At 46.8% G+C, this 18,330-nt stretch carries 12 protein-coding genes, 4 tRNA genes and 3 rRNA genes; 4 read left to right on the top strand and 15 right to left on the bottom strand.

Going from position 1 to position 18,330, the window contains the following annotated elements; translation table 11 throughout:
• Positions 1–41: 41 nt before the first annotated feature.
• The 5 genes from iscA to trmJ form a co-directional block, all read right to left on the bottom strand.
• The gene (iscA, locus tag ACUALS_RS03100) at positions 42–365 is read right to left on the bottom strand and encodes an iron-sulfur cluster assembly protein IscA (RefSeq protein ID WP_005476800.1); all 324 of its coding nucleotides are present in this window, start codon (positions 363–365) and stop codon (positions 42–44) included.
• 68 nt (positions 366–433) lie between these two features.
• Entirely contained in the window at positions 434–817 is a 384-nt protein-coding gene (gene iscU, locus ACUALS_RS03095) for a Fe-S cluster assembly scaffold IscU (protein WP_005476795.1), read from the bottom strand.
• A gap of 48 nt (positions 818–865) precedes the next feature.
• Complete coding sequence (locus ACUALS_RS03090; protein WP_454448828.1) at positions 866–2,080, bottom strand: IscS subfamily cysteine desulfurase; 1,215 nt, start codon at positions 2,078–2,080, stop codon at positions 866–868.
• A 29-nt stretch (positions 2,081–2,109) separates the two neighbouring features.
• Positions 2,110–2,616, bottom strand: coding sequence for a Fe-S cluster assembly transcriptional regulator IscR (gene iscR / locus ACUALS_RS03085; RefSeq protein ID WP_454448827.1), 507 nt, complete (start codon positions 2,614–2,616; stop codon positions 2,110–2,112).
• 119 nt (positions 2,617–2,735) lie between these two features.
• Positions 2,736–3,461 (bottom strand): tRNA (cytosine(32)/uridine(32)-2'-O)-methyltransferase TrmJ, encoded by a 726-nt coding sequence (trmJ, locus tag ACUALS_RS03080; protein ID WP_454448826.1) that lies wholly within the window; start codon positions 3,459–3,461, stop codon positions 2,736–2,738.
• Positions 3,462–3,638: 177 nt separating this feature from the next.
• On the opposite strand from trmJ, the gene suhB reads away from it, so the two are divergent.
• The gene (suhB, locus tag ACUALS_RS03075) at positions 3,639–4,442 is read left to right on the top strand and encodes an inositol-1-monophosphatase (protein ID WP_038139846.1); all 804 of its coding nucleotides are present in this window, start codon (positions 3,639–3,641) and stop codon (positions 4,440–4,442) included.
• A gap of 108 nt (positions 4,443–4,550) precedes the next feature.
• Positions 4,551–5,261: a substrate-binding periplasmic protein gene (locus ACUALS_RS03070; protein WP_454448825.1), complete on the top strand. Its 711-nt coding sequence runs from the start codon at positions 4,551–4,553 to the stop codon at positions 5,259–5,261.
• 188 nt (positions 5,262–5,449) lie between these two features.
• On the opposite strand, the gene ACUALS_RS03065 is transcribed toward ACUALS_RS03070, so the two are convergent.
• The 10 genes from ACUALS_RS03065 to rluD all read right to left on the bottom strand — a co-directional run bounded on the left by ACUALS_RS03065 (position 5,450) and on the right by rluD (position 15,739).
• Positions 5,450–5,526 (bottom strand) — tRNA-Trp (locus ACUALS_RS03065).
• A gap of 34 nt (positions 5,527–5,560) precedes the next feature.
• A tRNA-Asp gene (locus ACUALS_RS03060) sits at positions 5,561–5,637 on the bottom strand.
• A gap of 75 nt (positions 5,638–5,712) precedes the next feature.
• Positions 5,713–5,828, bottom strand: a 5S ribosomal RNA gene (gene rrf, locus ACUALS_RS03055).
• Between the two features lie 90 nt (positions 5,829–5,918).
• A 23S ribosomal RNA gene (locus ACUALS_RS03050) occupies positions 5,919–8,807 on the bottom strand.
• A 251-nt stretch (positions 8,808–9,058) separates the two neighbouring features.
• Positions 9,059–9,134: transfer RNA gene (locus ACUALS_RS03045), tRNA-Ala, on the bottom strand.
• A 38-nt stretch (positions 9,135–9,172) separates the two neighbouring features.
• Positions 9,173–9,249, bottom strand: a tRNA-Ile gene (locus tag ACUALS_RS03040).
• 64 nt (positions 9,250–9,313) lie between these two features.
• Positions 9,314–10,865: ribosomal RNA gene (locus tag ACUALS_RS03035) — 16S ribosomal RNA — on the bottom strand.
• The 16S, 23S and 5S rRNA genes sit together here with 4 tRNA genes alongside, the layout of an rRNA operon.
• A gap of 468 nt (positions 10,866–11,333) precedes the next feature.
• Complete coding sequence (clpB, locus tag ACUALS_RS03030) at positions 11,334–13,907, bottom strand: ATP-dependent chaperone ClpB (protein WP_038137436.1); 2,574 nt, start codon at positions 13,905–13,907, stop codon at positions 11,334–11,336.
• Between the two features lie 120 nt (positions 13,908–14,027).
• A complete protein-coding gene (gene pgeF / locus ACUALS_RS03025; RefSeq protein WP_454448824.1) occupies positions 14,028–14,756 on the bottom strand; it encodes a peptidoglycan editing factor PgeF in 729 nt (242 codons plus the stop codon).
• Positions 14,757–14,758: 2 nt separating this feature from the next.
• Positions 14,759–15,739 (bottom strand): 23S rRNA pseudouridine(1911/1915/1917) synthase RluD, encoded by a 981-nt coding sequence (gene rluD / locus ACUALS_RS03020; protein ID WP_005477020.1) that lies wholly within the window; start codon positions 15,737–15,739, stop codon positions 14,759–14,761.
• A gap of 171 nt (positions 15,740–15,910) precedes the next feature.
• On the opposite strand from rluD, the gene bamD reads away from it, so the two are divergent.
• Positions 15,911–16,636, top strand: coding sequence for an outer membrane protein assembly factor BamD (gene bamD / locus ACUALS_RS03015; RefSeq protein ID WP_038137442.1), 726 nt, complete (start codon positions 15,911–15,913; stop codon positions 16,634–16,636).
• Positions 16,637–16,751: 115 nt separating this feature from the next.
• Complete coding sequence (locus ACUALS_RS03010) at positions 16,752–18,182, top strand: transglycosylase SLT domain-containing protein (RefSeq protein WP_454448823.1); 1,431 nt, start codon at positions 16,752–16,754, stop codon at positions 18,180–18,182.
• Positions 18,183–18,330 lie beyond the last annotated feature (148 nt).

Genomic DNA, 18,330 nt, shown 5'->3' with positions numbered 1-18,330 from the left:
TGGTAAACATCTGTGGGCGATTCACCCACAGGCGCTGTCAATTAAACGTTGAAGCTTTCACCACAACCACATTCGCTTTTGGCATTAGGGTTGTTGAACTCAAACCCTTCATTCAGGCCTTCTTTAACGTAATCCAACTCTGTACCGTCCAAATACACGAGGCTTTTTTGATCGATAATGACCTTAACACCATCATGTTCGAATACTGAGTCTTCTTCGTTAAGCTCATCCACAAACTCAAGTACATACGCCATACCAGAACAGCCGGTCGTTTTTACACCCAAACGTAAACCGATACCTTTGCCTCGGTTATCTAGGAATGTCTTAACGCGACTTGCCGCGGTTTCTGTCATTGTGATGGCCATACTGCACCTTAGTTTGTCTATGTAGCGAATGAAACGGGAGGATTGACCTCCCATTATATACAGAATACTTATTCTTGGTGTTTTTTCTTGTAATCAGCAACCGCTGCTTTAATTGCATCTTCCGCAAGAATAGAACAGTGAACTTTTACCGGTGGTAGCTCAAGTTCTTCAGCAATTTCTGCGTTTTTGATTGCTGCAGCTTCATCAATGCTCTTACCTTTAACCCATTCAGTGACGAGTGAGCTTGACGCGATCGCGCTACCACAACCGTAAGTTTTGAACTTTGCATCCTCAATAATGCCTTCTGGCGTTACTTTGATTTGCAGTTTCATAACATCACCACACGCAGGAGCACCAACCATGCCGCTACCCACATTTGGATCTTCTTTATCAAATGAACCAACGTTACGTGGGTTCTCGTAGTGATCGATTACTTTTTCGCTATATGCCATGATAATTTACCTCGAATCCTCTATTAATCTTTGGGAATAACCTGCGTTTTAGTGGTGTGCCCACTCAACTGTGTCTAGGTCAATTCCTTCCTTGTACATATCCCATAGAGGAGACATGTCGCGCAGTTTAGTCACTGCTGTACGAATCTGTTCAATTGCGTAGTCGATTTCTTCTTCTGTAGTGAAACGTCCGAAAGAGAAACGAACTGAGCTGTGTGCGAGTTCATCGTTTAGACCAAGAGCTCGAAGTACGTATGATGGCTCTAAGCTTGCTGATGTACATGCGCTACCTGATGATACCGCTAAGTCTTTAAGAGACATGAGAAGTGATTCACCTTCAACAAATGCAAAGCTCACGTTTAGGTTATGAGGAACACGTTGTTCAAGGTCACCGTTCACGCTTACCGCTTCAAGATCTTTAACACCGTTAAGTAGGCGGTTACGCAATGCCAAAGCGTGGTCGAAATCTTTTTGCATGTCTTCTTTCGCCACGCGGAATGCTTCACCCATCCCCACAATTTGGTGAGTTGGAAGCGTACCTGAACGGAAGCCACGCTCATGACCGCCACCGTGCATTTGTGCCTCTAGGCGAATACGTGGTTTGCGACGAACGTAAAGCGCGCCAATACCTTTAGGGCCGTAGATTTTATGAGCAGAAAGGGAGATCAAATCGACTTTCATTTCTTGAACATCGATAGGTAATTTACCTGCAGATTGAGCGGCGTCGACATGGAAAACGATCTTACGCTCACGGCATAGTTCACCGATAGATGCGATATCTTGGATTACACCAATTTCGTTGTTCACGTGCATGATTGAAACAAGCACAGTGTCATCTCTCATTGCAGCTTCAAGCTTCTTAAGATCAATAATGCCGTTTGCTTCTGGTTCAAGGTAAGTCACTTCGAAACCTTCACGCTCAAGCTGACGACATGGGTCTAAAACAGCTTTGTGCTCAGTCTTACAAGTGATGACGTGCTTGCCTTTCTTAGAGTAGAAATGCGCAGCACCTTTGATAGCTAGGTTGTCGGATTCAGTCGCACCCGATGTAAATACGATTTCACGTGGGTCCGCATTCAATAAATCTGCAATTTGCTCGCGTGCAGTATCTACCGCTTCTTCTGCCTGCCAGCCATAACGATGTGAACGCGAAGCTGGGTTGCCAAACGTGCCGTCAATAGTCATGTACTGAACCATTTTTTCAGCCACACGAGGATCAACAGGACAAGTCGCTGAATAATCAAGATAAATAGGCAGTTTCATTTTCTACTCCAATGTAACAGGCAAATCGCTTATGAGCGGACATTTACACCGATGGGTGCGGTGTTTGTATTTTTTGTAGCAAACCCATGGTTGACGGCAAGATCAATGTCTTGGCGGTCAGAAATTTCTAGGACTTCATTATCATGCATTAACTCACCTAAGGTGATGCTGTTCAAGAAGTCGCTAATACGTGAACTCAAGTCACGCCACAGTGTGTGAGTTAGGCAACGAGTGCCACCTTGGCAGTCTCCTTTACCATTGCATTTAGTCGCATCTACAGATTCGTCTACCGCAGCAATGACCGTACCAATAGAGATAGACTGAGCGTCTTCACCAAGTCGGTAACCACCGCCAGGACCACGAACGCTTGCAACCAAACCCGCTTTACGTAGTTTAGAGAAAAGCTGCTCTAGGTAAGATAGAGAGATCCCTTGACGCTCTGAAATATCAGCCAGAGGTACAGGGTTTTGTTGCGAATGCAGAGCCACATCTAACATGGCTGTCACTGCGTATCTTCCTTTAGATGTAAGTCTCATATAACACCATATCCACACCGTTAATATGGTAGGAATTCTTCCATACCTGACTATTTTGGTCAAGTATTTAATTGACTATTTTAGTCAGGTATTTAACCACTTTGCTTATATGGACAAAATCACTCGTTTATACGCTTTTCTATCGCAGTAAGAACACCACGTAAAATGTTCAGCTCTTGAGCTTCTGGTCTCGCGCGATTAAACAAACGACGCAGTTTATTCATCACCTTACCTGGTTGGTCTTCACTGATAAACTGGGTCTTTTGAGCCACTTTTTCAAGGTGCTCAAAGAACATTTCCAGCTCTTTGTGTCTTGGATATTCAACCAATTCGGTAGTCGCGTACTGGCTTTGCTCTTTTTCAAGGAAGGCCATACGCACTTCATAGCTTAGAGTCTGAACAGCCATCGCCAAATTGAGAGAGCTATATTCAGGGTTTGCAGGGATACAAACGTGGTAATGGCAGGTTTGCAATTCATCGTTGGTTAACCCCGTGCGCTCTCGACCAAATACCAAAGCCACTGGGGCGCTTTGTCCTTCTTCGACAAACTTAACCCCACATTCTCGCGGTTCAAGCATTGGCCACTCCAATGTGCGAGAGCGAGCGCTCGATCCCACAACAAGAGCGCAGTCAGAGACAGCTTCAGTTAACGACGAGACTATCTTAGCATTCTCAGCGATATCACTCGCCCCCGCAGCTAAAGCGAGGGCCTGTTCATCGACGCGGCATTGAGGATCAACTAGCACTAAATTACTCAAACCCATGACTTTCATAGCACGAGCGGCGGAGCCAATATTTCCAGAGTGCGAAGTCCCCACAAGGACAACTTTTACGTTGTGAAGCATCGATGAATCCTAAAGCTATTAATAAAGCGGCAAGATAATAGCATATACCTGACTAAAATGGTCAGGTCCTTTCTGATTAAAAACCAAGAGGACAAAAATTAACCGCTTCCATTTGGTCATTTATCTGGTATACTGCCGCCCGTTTTTCTGTTCTTTAACATCCGTTGGGAAATTAGTATGCATCCAATGCTTAATATCGCTATTCGTGCTGCACGAAAAGCAGGCAATCATATTGCTAAATCTTTAGAAAATGCTGAGAAGATCGAATCAACTCAGAAAGGCACGAACGACTTTGTTACTAACGTAGACAAAGAAGCAGAAGCTATCATTATCGATACGATTAAAGCGTCGTACCCAGAGCACTGCATCGTCGCAGAAGAAAATGGCGTTATTGAAGGTAAAGATAAAGAAGTACAATGGATCATCGACCCACTGGATGGCACTTCAAACTTTGTAAAAGGTTTACCACATTTCTCTGTCTCTATCGCTGTTCGCTTTAAAGGTAAAACAGAAGTTGCTTGTGTTTACGACCCGATGCTCAATGAGCTATTCACAGCTCAACGCGGTGCTGGTGCTCAGCTAAACAACGCACGTATCCGCGTAAAACAGCTAAAAGACCTTCAAGGCACTATTCTAGCGACTGGTTTCCCATACAAGCAAAAACAGCACTCTGAATCTTACTTCAAGATCATGTCGGCGCTATTTGTAGACTGCGCTGACTTCCGTCGTACTGGCTCTGCCGCTCTAGACCTATGTTATGTTGCTGCAGGCCGTGTTGATGGTTTCTTCGAGCTAGGTCTTAAGCCTTGGGACATCGCAGCGGGCGAACTGATCGCTCGAGAGGCTGGTGCTATCATCACCGATTTCGCAGGTGGCACTGACTACATGAAGTCAGGTAATGTTGTAGCGTCAAGCGCACGCGGTGTTAAAGGCATGCTTAAGCATATCCGTGAACACGGTAACGAAGCACTACTTAAATAAATCAAGCTCCGTCACAGCTGATTATGAAGCCCGCTCTTTGAGCGGGCTTTTTTATTGTCTAAAGCATCTATAATCAATATTGCACCTCCATCGTGGATTGTTCGCCTTATGAATTACCAACTTTCTTTCGCTTGCTTACTAATGTGTCCAGCGGTGCTGCAAGCGAAATCTATTGTTATTGCAATTGAGGACTACCCTCCCCATACGTCCAGTTCCAACGCTGAGCATAGATTGCTGCAAGATCCAGTGACCAAAATATTTCAGTCGCTAGGCTACCAAGTTGTCTATGAATACACCTCATGGGCAAGAGCATTGAAAGGGGTAAGATCTGGGAAGTTTGATGCCACATTCCCTTGGTTTGAAAATAAAGATCGACGAGATCATTTCATACTTTCAGATAAATTAATGACACAAAAAGTCGTGTTCTTTCATCGCAAGGATAATGGATTTGATTGGCAAACCGACGAAGACCTTGCTTCATATACGTTGGGATCTGTGGTCGATTACACAGCGCGGGATGTGCTCATTGAGATGGGACTAAAGCCATTCACTGGAAACACTGATAGCTATGTATTTCAATTGCTGTTCAAAGGGCGAATAGATGCCTATCCTGCTACGATTGAAACTGGGCAGATGAGAATTGATCAAGTACTCCCAAAAGAGGCGGCTGAAGAGTTAACCTATCATAACAAACCACTGTTCGAACAAGATATGTATTTACTTTTTTCTAAAGAGAAGTTTAAAGACTCTGCTCTACCTAAGAAGTTCAATCAGAAGTGGAATGATTATCTAAGAAGCGAAAAGCCGCTCGAGAAATAGAGTTTGGGGCAGATGTATTAATGGTTGCAGCTCAGTAATAAAAGTCACGTCACTTGCCTATAGACAATTAGGATTCAACAAGTAGGCCTTGTTCTTTTGGCAAGACTGGGAATACGCTGCTCTGCCAATTGAATACTTCAATACCAAAAAGCAAAAAGGCTCTAGTCTTTCGACTAGAGCCTTAGATATGGCAGGGGTGGAGAGATTCGAACTCCCAACACGCGGATTTGGAATCCGCTGCTCTGCCAATTGGAGCTACACCCCTATCTTCGTGTTTATTGAGACGACTCTCAAATAAGTGGCGGAGTGGACGGGACTCGAACCCGCGACCCCCGGCGTGACAGGCCGGTATTCTAACCAACTGAACTACCACTCCGCAGTGGCGTACTCGCTATCAAGCAAGTGTCCATCTTTTGTCTTCACTTTTTAAAAAAGTGAAAATAAATTGGAAGCCTGGCGATGTCCTACTCTCACATGGGGAAGCCCCACACTACCATCGGCGCTAATTCGTTTCACTTCTGAGTTCGGCATGGAATCAGGTGGGTCCAAATCGCTATGGTCGCCAAGCAAATTCTTTAATTCGGAAAGCTGTTTGTGCTCTCAAAACACAATCAAGTAATTCTTCTATTGAGTCCATCAAAACCCTTTGGGTGTTGTATGGTTAAGCCTCACGGGCAATTAGTACAGGTTAGCTCAATGCCTCACAGCACTTACACACCCTGCCTATCAACGTTCTAGTCTCGAACAACCCTTTAGGACCCTCAAGGGGTCAGGGAAGACTCATCTCAGGGCTCGCTTCCCGCTTAGATGCTTTCAGCGGTTATCGATTCCGAACTTAGCTACCGGGCAATGCGTCTGGCGACACAACCCGAACACCAGAGGTTCGTCCACTCCGGTCCTCTCGTACTAGGAGCAGCCCCCTTCAATCTTCCAACGCCCACGGCAGATAGGGACCGAACTGTCTCACGACGTTCTAAACCCAGCTCGCGTACCACTTTAAATGGCGAACAGCCATACCCTTGGGACCGACTTCAGCCCCAGGATGTGATGAGCCGACATCGAGGTGCCAAACACCGCCGTCGATATGAACTCTTGGGCGGTATCAGCCTGTTATCCCCGGAGTACCTTTTATCCGTTGAGCGATGGCCCTTCCATTCAGAACCACCGGATCACTATGACCTGCTTTCGCACCTGCTCGAATTGTCATTCTCGCAGTCAAGCGGGCTTATGCCATTGCACTAACCTCACGATGTCCAACCGTGATTAGCCCACCTTCGTGCTCCTCCGTTACTCTTTGGGAGGAGACCGCCCCAGTCAAACTACCCACCAGGCACTGTCCGCAACCCCGATAAGGGGTCAACGTTAGAACATCAACACTACAAGGGTGGTATTTCAAGGACGGCTCCACCGATACTGGCGTACCGGGTTCAAAGCCTCCCACCTATCCTACACATGTAGGGTCAATGTTCAGTGCCAAGCTGTAGTAAAGGTTCACGGGGTCTTTCCGTCTAGCCGCGGGTACACTGCATCTTCACAGCGATTTCAATTTCACTGAGTCTCGGGTGGAGACAGCGTGGCCATCATTACGCCATTCGTGCAGGTCGGAACTTACCCGACAAGGAATTTCGCTACCTTAGGACCGTTATAGTTACGGCCGCCGTTTACCGGGGCTTCGATCAAGAGCTTCGTGCAAGCACTAACCCCATCAATTAACCTTCCGGCACCGGGCAGGCGTCACACCGTATACGTCATCTTACGATTTTGCACAGTGCTGTGTTTTTAATAAACAGTTGCAGCCACCTGGTATCTGCGACTCTCAATAGCTCCATCCGCGAGGGACTTCACCGTCAAGAGCGTACCTTCTCCCGAAGTTACGGTACCATTTTGCCTAGTTCCTTCACCCGAGTTCTCTCAAGCGCCTTGGTATTCTCTACCCGACCACCTGTGTCGGTTTGGGGTACGATTCCTTACAATCTGAAGCTTAGAGGCTTTTCCTGGAAGCATGGCATCAATGACTTCACTACCGTAGTAGCTCGACGTCGTGTCTCAGCCTTAGAGAGAGCCGGATTTACCTAACTCTCAAGCCTACGCACTTGAACCTGGACAACCGTCGCCAGGCCCACCTAGCCTTCTCCGTCCCCCCATCGCAATTGTAAGAAGTACGGGAATATTAACCCGTTTCCCATCGACTACGCCTTTCGGCCTCGCCTTAGGGGTCGACTTACCCTGCCCCGATTAACGTTGGACAGGAACCCTTGGTCTTCCGGCGAGGAGGTTTTTCACCCCCTTTATCGTTACTCATGTCAGCATTCGCACTTCTGATACCTCCAGCAAGCTTTACAACTCACCTTCAACGGCTTACAGAACGCTCCCCTACCCAATGACTAAAAGTCATTGCCGCAGCTTCGGTTTATAGCTTAGCCCCGTTACATCTTCCGCGCAGGCCGACTCGACTAGTGAGCTATTACGCTTTCTTTAAATGATGGCTGCTTCTAAGCCAACATCCTAGCTGTCTAAGCCTTCCCACATCGTTTCCCACTTAGCTATAATTTGGGACCTTAGCTGGCGGTCTGGGTTGTTTCCCTCTCCACGACGGACGTTAGCACCCGCCGTGTGTCTCCCGGATAGTACTTACTGGTATTCGGAGTTTGCAAAGGGTTGGTAAGTCGGGATGACCCCCTAGCCTTAACAGTGCTCTACCCCCAGTAGTATTCGTCCGAGGCTCTACCTAAATAGATTTCGGGGAGAACCAGCTATCTCCAGGTTTGATTGGCCTTTCACCCCTAGCCACAAGTCATCCGCTAATTTTTCAACATTAGTCGGTTCGGTCCTCCAGTTGATGTTACTCAACCTTCAACCTGCCCATGGCTAGATCACCTGGTTTCGGGTCTATATCCAGCAACTCGACGCCCAGTTAAGACTCGATTTCTCTACGGCTCCCCTAGATGGTTAACCTTGCTACTGAATATAAGTCGCTGACCCATTATACAAAAGGTACGCAGTCACACCACGAAGGTGCTCCTACTGCTTGTACGTACACGGTTTCAGGTTCTATTTCACTCCCCTCACAGGGGTTCTTTTCGCCTTTCCCTCACGGTACTGGTTCACTATCGGTCAGTCAGTAGTATTTAGCCTTGGAGGATGGTCCCCCCATATTCAGACAGGATATCACGTGTCCCGCCCTACTCGATTTCACTGAACACACATCGTCAACTACGGGACTATCACCCTGTATCGTCGGACTTTCCAGACCGTTCGTCTAACGCGTGTAAAGCTTAAGGGCTAGTCCAATTTCGCTCGCCGCTACTTTCGGAATCTCGGTTGATTTCTTTTCCTCGGGGTACTTAGATGTTTCAGTTCCCCCGGTTCGCCTCCTGCTGCTATGTATTCACAACAGGATACTTACTTATGTAAGTGGGTTTCCCCATTCGGAAATCCCAGACTCAAATGGTTTTTACTACCTAATCTGGGCTTATCGCAAGTTAATACGTCCTTCATCGCCTCTGACTGCCAAGGCATCCACCGTGTACGCTTAGTCACTTAACCATACAACCCCAAAGGGTCTTTGTTAGTAACCAAAGTTGTCTGCATTTTTATACATGTGCAGACACGATTTTGCCGGACTCAAATTCCAAGAACACTTGAATGTGTTGTATTGGTGTTTGTCTTAAAGACAAACATTGAGAACTTTACAATCAACAATAATTTGTTGATTTGTCAGCTTTCCAAATTGTTAAAGAGCTAGATTTTCTGATGAAAACCATGTTTAAAGATTCTTGTGAAAGAACACTTAAAGATGGTGGAGCTATGCGGGATCGAACCGCAGACCTCCTGCGTGCAAGGCAGGCGCTCTCCCAGCTGAGCTATAGCCCCATCAAGGTGTCGATACTGTATGCCAATTTCAAGGAAATTGGTGGGTCTGAGTGGACTTGAACCACCGACCTCTCGCTTATCAGGCGAACGCTCTAACCACCTGAGCTACAGACCCAGTATCGTCTCTAAAACGTATAAACCATCAATCTGTGTGAACACTCATCGCAATAATCATCGTATAAGGAGGTGATCCAGCGCCAGGTTCCCCTAGCGCTACCTTGTTACGACTTCACCCCAGTCATGAACCACAAAGTGGTGAGCGTCCCCCCGAAGGTTAAACTACCCACTTCTTTTGCAGCCCACTCCCATGGTGTGACGGGCGGTGTGTACAAGGCCCGGGAACGTATTCACCGTGGCATTCTGATCCACGATTACTAGCGATTCCGACTTCATGGAGTCGAGTTGCAGACTCCAATCCGGACTACGACGCACTTTTTGGGATTCGCTCACTCTCGCAAGTTGGCTGCCCTCTGTATGCGCCATTGTAGCACGTGTGTAGCCCTACTCGTAAGGGCCATGATGACTTGACGTCGTCCCCACCTTCCTCCGGTTTATCACCGGCAGTCTCCCTGGAGTTCCCACCCGAAGTGCTGGCAAACAAGGATAAGGGTTGCGCTCGTTGCGGGACTTAACCCAACATTTCACAACACGAGCTGACGACAGCCATGCAGCACCTGTCTCAGAGTTCCCGAAGGCACCAATTCATCTCTGAAAAGTTCTCTGGATGTCAAGAGTAGGTAAGGTTCTTCGCGTTGCATCGAATTAAACCACATGCTCCACCGCTTGTGCGGGCCCCCGTCAATTCATTTGAGTTTTAATCTTGCGACCGTACTCCCCAGGCGGTCTACTTAACGCGTTAGCTCCGAAAGCCACGGCTCAAGGCCACAACCTCCAAGTAGACATCGTTTACGGCGTGGACTACCAGGGTATCTAATCCTGTTTGCTCCCCACGCTTTCGCATCTGAGTGTCAGTATCTGTCCAGGGGGCCGCCTTCGCCACCGGTATTCCTTCAGATCTCTACGCATTTCACCGCTACACCTGAAATTCTACCCCCCTCTACAGTACTCTAGTCTGCCAGTTTCAAATGCAATTCCGAGGTTGAGCCCCGGGCTTTCACATCTGACTTAACAAACCACCTGCATGCGCTTTACGCCCAGTAATTCCGATTAACGCTCGCACCCTCCGTATTACCGCGGCTGCTGGCACGGAGTTAGCCGGTGCTTCTTCTGCAGCTAACGTCAAATGATACAGCTATTAACTGAACCACCTTCCTCACTGCTGAAAGTACTTTACAACCCGAAGGCCTTCTTCATACACGCGGCATGGCTGCATCAGGCTTGCGCCCATTGTGCAATATTCCCCACTGCTGCCTCCCGTAGGAGTCTGGACCGTGTCTCAGTTCCAGTGTGGCTGATCATCCTCTCAGACCAGCTAGGGATCGTCGCCTTGGTGAGCCCTTACCTCACCAACTAGCTAATCCCACCTGGGCATATCCTGACGCGAGAGGCCCGAAGGTCCCCCTCTTTGAGCCGAAGCTATTATGCGGTATTAGCCATCGTTTCCAATGGTTATCCCCCACATCAGGGCAATTTCCCAGGCATTACTCACCCGTCCGCCGCTCGACGCCGTTAACGTTCCCCGAAGGTTCAGTTAACTCGTTTCCGCTCGACTTGCATGTGTTAGGCCTGCCGCCAGCGTTCAATCTGAGCCATGATCAAACTCTTCAATTTAAGATTTTGTTCGGCTCAATGAATACTGAACATTACATAAAGTAATGTTTGAATTGACTGTGCTGAATCCGAAGATTCAATGGTCACTTCGTTTCATTGAAACCTAATTTGAAGCTAAAGCTTCTAATTGGATTATCATCAACGAGTGCCCACACAGATTGATAGGTTTATATTGTTAAAGAGCGTTGCTTTGAGCTTTCTCTCAAAGCGGACGGCCATTCTATCGATATAACTTTAAGTGTCAAACACTTTTTCGCTACTTCTCTAAAAGTTACTAACTTCACTTTCAAGCCGTTTGTTAATCAGGTTTCCCGTGACAACGGAGGCGCATTATAGGGAGTTATCTGGCAAGCACAAGCCCTAAATGCAAAAAAACACCGTTCATTGAATCGTTCGCATACATTTCACACAAAGCGCGCAAAACTCAAACAAAAAGGGCCTTATAAAGGCCCTTTAAATAAAACATAACTACTGATGCGCGATGATCTGGTCATTGTTAACCAAGAGTTTTACCGGTTTCTCAGGGATAACTCTGCCCGCTAATATCGCTTTAGCAAGTGGGTTTTCTACACTCTGTTGAATTGCACGTTTTAAAGGTCGTGCTCCAAACACAGGATCAAACCCAACTTGCGCAATCAGATCAAGCGCCTTATCCGAGACTTCAAGTACGTAACCTTTGTCTTCCATCCTATCCGACAAACGTTTCAACTGGATGGACGCTATCGATTTAATATGCTCTTGAGCCAATGGGTGGAAGACAACACTTTCATCGACGCGGTTTAGAAACTCAGGTCTGAAGTGCTTGCTTACCACCTCCATCACTTGTTCTTTCATTCCCTCATAATCAACCGCTCCAAAGTTTTCTTGGATACGTGCAGACCCGAGATTTGATGTCATGATCACAACCGTATTTCGAAAATCAACAGTTCGCCCTTGACCATCGGTTAGTCGACCATCATCAAGCACCTGCAGTAAAATATTGAAAACATCTGGATGTGCCTTCTCTACTTCATCAAGCAATATCACCGAATAAGGTTTCCGGCGAACGGCCTCTGTGAGGTAACCACCTTCCTCATAACCCACATAGCCCGGAGGCGCACCAACGAGTCTCGCGACGGAATGCTTTTCCATAAACTCAGACATGTCGATACGAACCATCGCATCTTCACTGTCAAACATAAAGTGAGCCAGTGTTTTGCAAAGCTCTGTTTTACCCACGCCAGTTGGCCCTAGGAATAGGAACGAACCAATTGGCTTATTGGGATCCGACAAGCCAGCTCGACTACGGCGGATGGCATCGGAAACCACTTCTACGGCTTCCGTTTGACCAATAACACGCTTATGGAGAACTTCCTCCATCTGAAGCAGTTTCTCTTTTTCCGCTTCGAGCATTTTTGAAACAGGAATACCCGTTTGCTTTGATAGTACTTCAGCAATCTCGTTGTCTGTTACCTTGTTACGGAGCAAGGTCATTTCTTGCATCTCAGCCTGTGTTGCCAGATCGAGTTGCTTTTCCAGTTCGGGAATACGCCCATATTGAAGTTCAGACATTCGATTGAGATCACCTGCACGGCGAGCGAACTCCATATCTAAGCGAGCTTGTTCTAACTCAGACTTGATATGTTGAGTCCCTGACAACGCAGCTTTCTCTGCATTCCAGACCTCATCTAACTCCGCGAACTCGCGTTCTTTCTCTGCAAGTTCTTCATTGAGTATGTTGAGGCGTTTTTCACTCGCGTCGTCATGCTCATTCGTTAACGCTTGCTGCTCAATCTTAAGTTGGATGATTTTCCGTTCGAGTTTGTCTAGCGCTTCAGGCTTGGAGTCAATTTGCATACGAATACTCGAAGCCGCCTCATCGATCAGGTCGATGGCTTTATCAGGTAACTGTCTATCTGACACATAGCGATGTGACAAACTTGCCGCAGCTACGATGGCCGGATCGGTTATTTCAACATGATGATGCAGTTCATAACGCTCCTTGAGACCACGTAAGATTGCGACCGTATCTTCAACGGTTGGCTCATCGACAATTACTTTTTGAAAGCGGCGCTCTAACGCCGGATCTTTCTCTATGTACTGACGGTATTCATCCAAAGTTGTTGCACCAACGCAATGCAGTTCTCCGCGCGCCAAAGCGGGCTTCAACATATTGCCGGCATCCATAGAGCCTTCGCCTTTACCCGCGCCGACCATGGTATGAATCTCATCAATAAAGAGGATAATATTGCCCTCCTCTTTAGACAGTTCGTTCAAGACCGATTTTAAGCGCTCCTCAAACTCACCACGGTACTTAGCACCAGCCACCAGCGCGCCCATATCTAATGAGAGTACTCGACGTCCGCGAAGCCCTTCTGGCACTTCATTGTTCACGATACGCTGCGCTAAACCCTCTACAATGGCTGTTTTACCAACCCCAGGCTCACCGATGATTACTGGATTATTTTTGGTGCGACGCTGCAGTACTTGGATAGTTCTGCGAATTTCATCATCACGACCAATCACCGGATCCAGTTTGCCTTGTTCAGCCCGTTCAGTCAGGTCAATCGTAAACTTCTCTAACGCTTGACGTAGCTCTTCTGCGTTTTGGTCATTAACCTTTTGACCTCCGCGCACTTTATCAATCGCTTCGCTGATTTTATCTTCCGTTAGACCTTGCTCTTTTAGCAATGCACCTAACGGACCGCGATCTTCAATTGCCGCAAGTAGGAAAATTTCAGAAGAGATGTAGGCGTCTTGACGCTTTTGGGCAACCTTGTCACATAAGTTGAACATGGTCCCCATCGCACTAGAGAGTTGAACGTCTCCCCCAATGCCACTGACTTTAGGCAATCGATCTAAGATCTCGCTAAGCTTTGAGCGTAGCTGCGTGATGTCTACATTGAGCATTGTTAACAGCGGGCGAATCGGACTACCATCCTGATCCATCAGTGCCACCATTAAATGAACTGGCTCTATGTATTGATGATCGCGGCCCAACGCCAACGATTGAGCGTCAGATATCGCGATTTGAAATTTACTTGTGAATCTGTCAAGACGCATATCTACCTTCCTAACCTCAACTGAGAAGAATTCTATAATCAGTATGAAAGATGGCTACGCGATGTCAGATTTTCAAGGGAGGAGATAAGATAAAATCACCTTATCTGATGTGGAAATGAATTAGGATTCAATCCAAATAAACGTCGCTTGGCGTCCGGTCACACCATCACGGCGATATGAGTAAAACTGCTCTGGGTTTTGATAGGTACACAGGTCACTGTAATAGACTTGCGTAACGCCTGATTTATTAAGCCTCTGTGTAACAAGAAGGTTCATATCAGCCAGATATTTACCTGAGCTACCTTTGTCTTGAAAAGCGAGTTTAGCTTGAGGATCAAAAGAGCAAAACGCATTCAACACATCTTCGCCAACTTCAAATGCACCTTTACCAATAGCAGGCCCAATCCAAGCCATGACTTCCCCCTCAAAATGAAGCAGCGCATTTTCGACAATACCGTTAGCCAAACCACGCCAACCAGCATGAACCGCCGCGACTTGAGTGCCATCTGTATTGGCCAATAAAACGGGCAAGCAATCCGCGGTCATCGCAGAACAGACAATGCCTGAGTTTTGGGTAAACAGGCCATCAGCATTTAACACTTCATCTGTGGGTTGGTTCGCTTTAGTGACCACTGTCGAGTGTGTCTGGTTAAGCCAAACAGGCGCCGATGGCATTTTGGTAAACTCTGCCAGCAATGCTCTATTTTGCTGAACTGTTTTGTCATCATCCCCAACGTGAGCCCCGAGGTTCAAGCCGTTATAAGGTGCCTGTGAGCAGCCTCCAGTTCGAGTTGAAGCAAACGCTTTGATATTTTTGGGCGCAGGCCAGTTGGGGATAATCATTTCCATAGCTAGAACTCGTCTTGTAAACCGTGTTCTTGAGTATCTTGACGCAGCGCTTCCGCCATTTCGACCATATCATCAGGAACAGGGGCATGGAATTCGACTTCTTCACCGGTAATAGGGTGTTCAAATTTCAGCATCACCGCGTGCAGCGCTTGACGGTCAAAGCTACGGATTTTTTCCGCCAGTTCTTCAGTTGCGCCACTAGGAATACGCGCTCGACCACCATACGCACTATCCCCTAATAGAGGATGCTGAAGATAGGACATGTGAACACGAATTTGGTGAGTACGACCCGTTTCCAAGCGAAGGCGGATGCGCGTATGTTCGCGGAAGTGCTCCGCAACACGGTAATGCGTCACCGCTGGTTTACCCATTGGGCTAACCGCCATCAAAGTACGTTTAGTCGAATGACGACCGATCGGCTGTTCAATTCGACCACCCGCTGTCATGCGGCCAATCGCGATGGCTTCATACTCACGGACAAAATTGCGTTTTTTCTGCAAAGCACGTACTAGACGAGTTTGCGCAGGGACGGTTTTCGCTACAACCATTAAGCCGGTAGTATCTTTATCTAAACGATGGACGATACCTGCGCGAGGCACTTCGGCTATGTTTGGGTAATGATGCAACAACGCATTAAGGACGGTGCCATCTGGCGTGCCCGCACCTGGATGAACAACAAAACCACGCGGTTTGTTAATCACCAAAATATCGTCATCTTCATAGACGATATCAAGAGGAATATCTTGCGCTTCCCAGCGCTCTTCATCTTCAAGTTCCGCTTGCAGAATGATTTCCTCCCCGCCCATCACTTTGGTGCGAGGTTTGGTTACAACTTCACCGTTGACTTGGACTTTCCCCGCCAACAACCATTCTTTTAGTCGAGAGCGCGAAAAATCGGCGAATAATTCGGCGATAGCTTGATCCAGGCGTTGACCCAGTTGGCTATCTTTTACTGTATTGGTTAATTCAATCTGCTGAGCCATATCGAACTTTTTTAAAAACTGTGAGACTAATTGTCACTACTGTGGAAAAATAGACTACTCACCACAACTCATTCACTCGAGTTGATCGGGTATAATTGGACATTGTATCCGTTACTGCCCAGAAAGTAACGGAAGAGCAGAAATATTTATCTCAAGGAATCGAATCCTGATATGAAAAAGCATACTTTATCTGGCTTGTTGGCACTATCTGTACTGGTTGGCTGCTCAAGCAGCGAAGAGATCGTGCCAGACGTGCCACCATCTGAGCTGTATTCAGAAGCCCAGGTTTCGCTTCAAAGTGGTAACTGGCTTTCGGCCATCAGTCAGCTTGAAGCCTTGGACTCTCGTTACCCATTTGGCGCGTACTCAGAGCAAGTTCAGCTGGATTTGATTTACGCCTACTACAAAAATGACGACTTAGCTTTGGGGCTGGCAACCATTGAACGCTTTACCCGCCTAAACCCAACCCATGAAAAGCTCGACTGGGTTTTGTATATGCGCGGGCTGACACACATGGCACAAGATCGTAACTTTATGCACGATTTGTTCAATGTTGATCGTAGCGACCGCGACCCTGAACCGGTGAAAAAAGCGTTTGCTGATTTCAAGCGCCTACTTGAACGCTACCCGACTAGCCTATACGCAGAAGATTCGCAAAAACGAATGCTCGCGCTAAAGAACCGTCTAGCTGAATACGATTTGGCTACCGCAGATTTTTATCTTCGCCGAGAGGCTTGGATTGCGGCAATCAACCGTACGCAAGAACTACAAAAAACCTATCCAGATACGGTAGCGGCTCGCAAGTCACTGAAGATACAACTGGAAGCCTACAAACAGCTTGGTTTAGAAGATGCGATTAAACGTACGGAAGAGTTGATAAAGCTCAACCCAATTTAATTGGTGATTAATTAATCAGAACCGTTTCACATTTGGAGCGGTTTTTTTATGCACTTTCTTGGCTCAAATCAATCCTTGGACCTATTTTTAACCAATGAAGTTAAGAGGTTAATGAATGTTCAAAGTTGTATTAAGTCTTATTATTTTGTCACTCTCTATATCCCGCTGTTTTGCTCTTTCTCTCTCTCCTTTGCAAAAAGAGCCTTACTTGGGAGACTTGCCAACTCTAGAGAAAAAAGGCGTCATTCGTGTTCTGGTCGCTGCCGATCTAGGTTTTTACTACATCGAAGATGGCAGACCGAAAGGCATCCTCGCTGAACTCCTCTACCATTTCGAAAAACAGCTCAAACAACGCTCTTCCTATTTCAATCTACAAATCATTCCCGTACATCGTGATGAGCTGATTCCTTCATTAGTACAAGGGTACGGCGATCTGATTGTGGCCAACCTAACGATAACGCCCGCACGCCTTAATTCTATCGATTTCAGCTTACCCGTATTAAAGGGGGTCAAAGAACTGCTCGTCACTGACCAATCCGTTGCTTCGATAGAAAACATCGAACAACTTAGCGGTAAAGAGGTTTGGGTTCGCGCAAGTTCCAGCTACTTTGAAAGTCTTCAGCAACTGAACCACCAGCTAGATAGTCTCGGCCTCCCTCCCGTGATTGTTCGGTTTGTCGAAGAAACACTGCAGGATCTTGAGTTGGTCGAACTCGTCAATCAAGGCCTTATCAGCGCGACTATCTTAGACAGCCACAAAACAGAGCTCTGGCTCAAAGTCATGGACAATATTCAGGTACATGACTTAGTCCCCCTAAGAATAAATGGAGAAATTGCTTGGGCAATGAGAAAAAACAGCCCACAGCTGCAAACCTTTGTAAATCAATATTTGAAGACTTCCCGATCAGGCACTTTGCTCGGCAACGTTATTTACAGCAAGTATCTAGACAATACTCAGTGGCTGAGAAAAATCCTTAACCCAAACCATATCAACCGATTAGAAGCGCTGTCGGGGATTTTTTCTCTCTACTCGGACCAATATGATTTTGATCCCATGATGATTTCAGCCCAAGGATTCCAAGAATCAGGGTTAGACCAAAGTAAAGTGTCACACAAAGGCGCAGTGGGCGTTATGCAAGTCCTTCCAAGCACGGCAAAAGACCCTAACGTGAATATTCCCGACATTTACAAGGTCGACAATAATATCCACGCTGGCGTGAAATATATGCGCTTCCTAAAAGACCGATACTTTAGTGATGACAAAATAAGCCCAGACAACCAGGTTTACTTTGCACTCGCCGCATATAACGCCGGCCCTGCTAACATTAGACGCGTTCGCCGACTGGCTTCCCAGCAAGGCTACGACCCAAACAAGTGGTTTAAGAATGTCGAAATCATGGCCAGACGGCACATTGGTAGAGAGCCTGTGCACTACGTTGCTAACATCAACCGCTACTTCGTTATTTATAAGCAATTAGAAGCATTAAAAACGCTACGCGAGAGTCAATCTGCGTCAAACGCCATCAAAATAGATTTTTGGCGATAGCCGAATACAAGAGTTCAGGGAGCCACTAAGAAGGCATTGGGATAGAACGTGAGAAAAAGTGGAAGAACATTCACACTTTTGGTTGGGTTAAAGTTTAACCAAGGCTTTTTTTGAATCGAAAGAATGCGCTAAAAAACGAATGATTTTT

This window comes from Vibrio sp. NH-7, from assembly GCF_053643215.1.
This window is presented reverse-complemented; position numbering and strand designations above follow the sequence as displayed.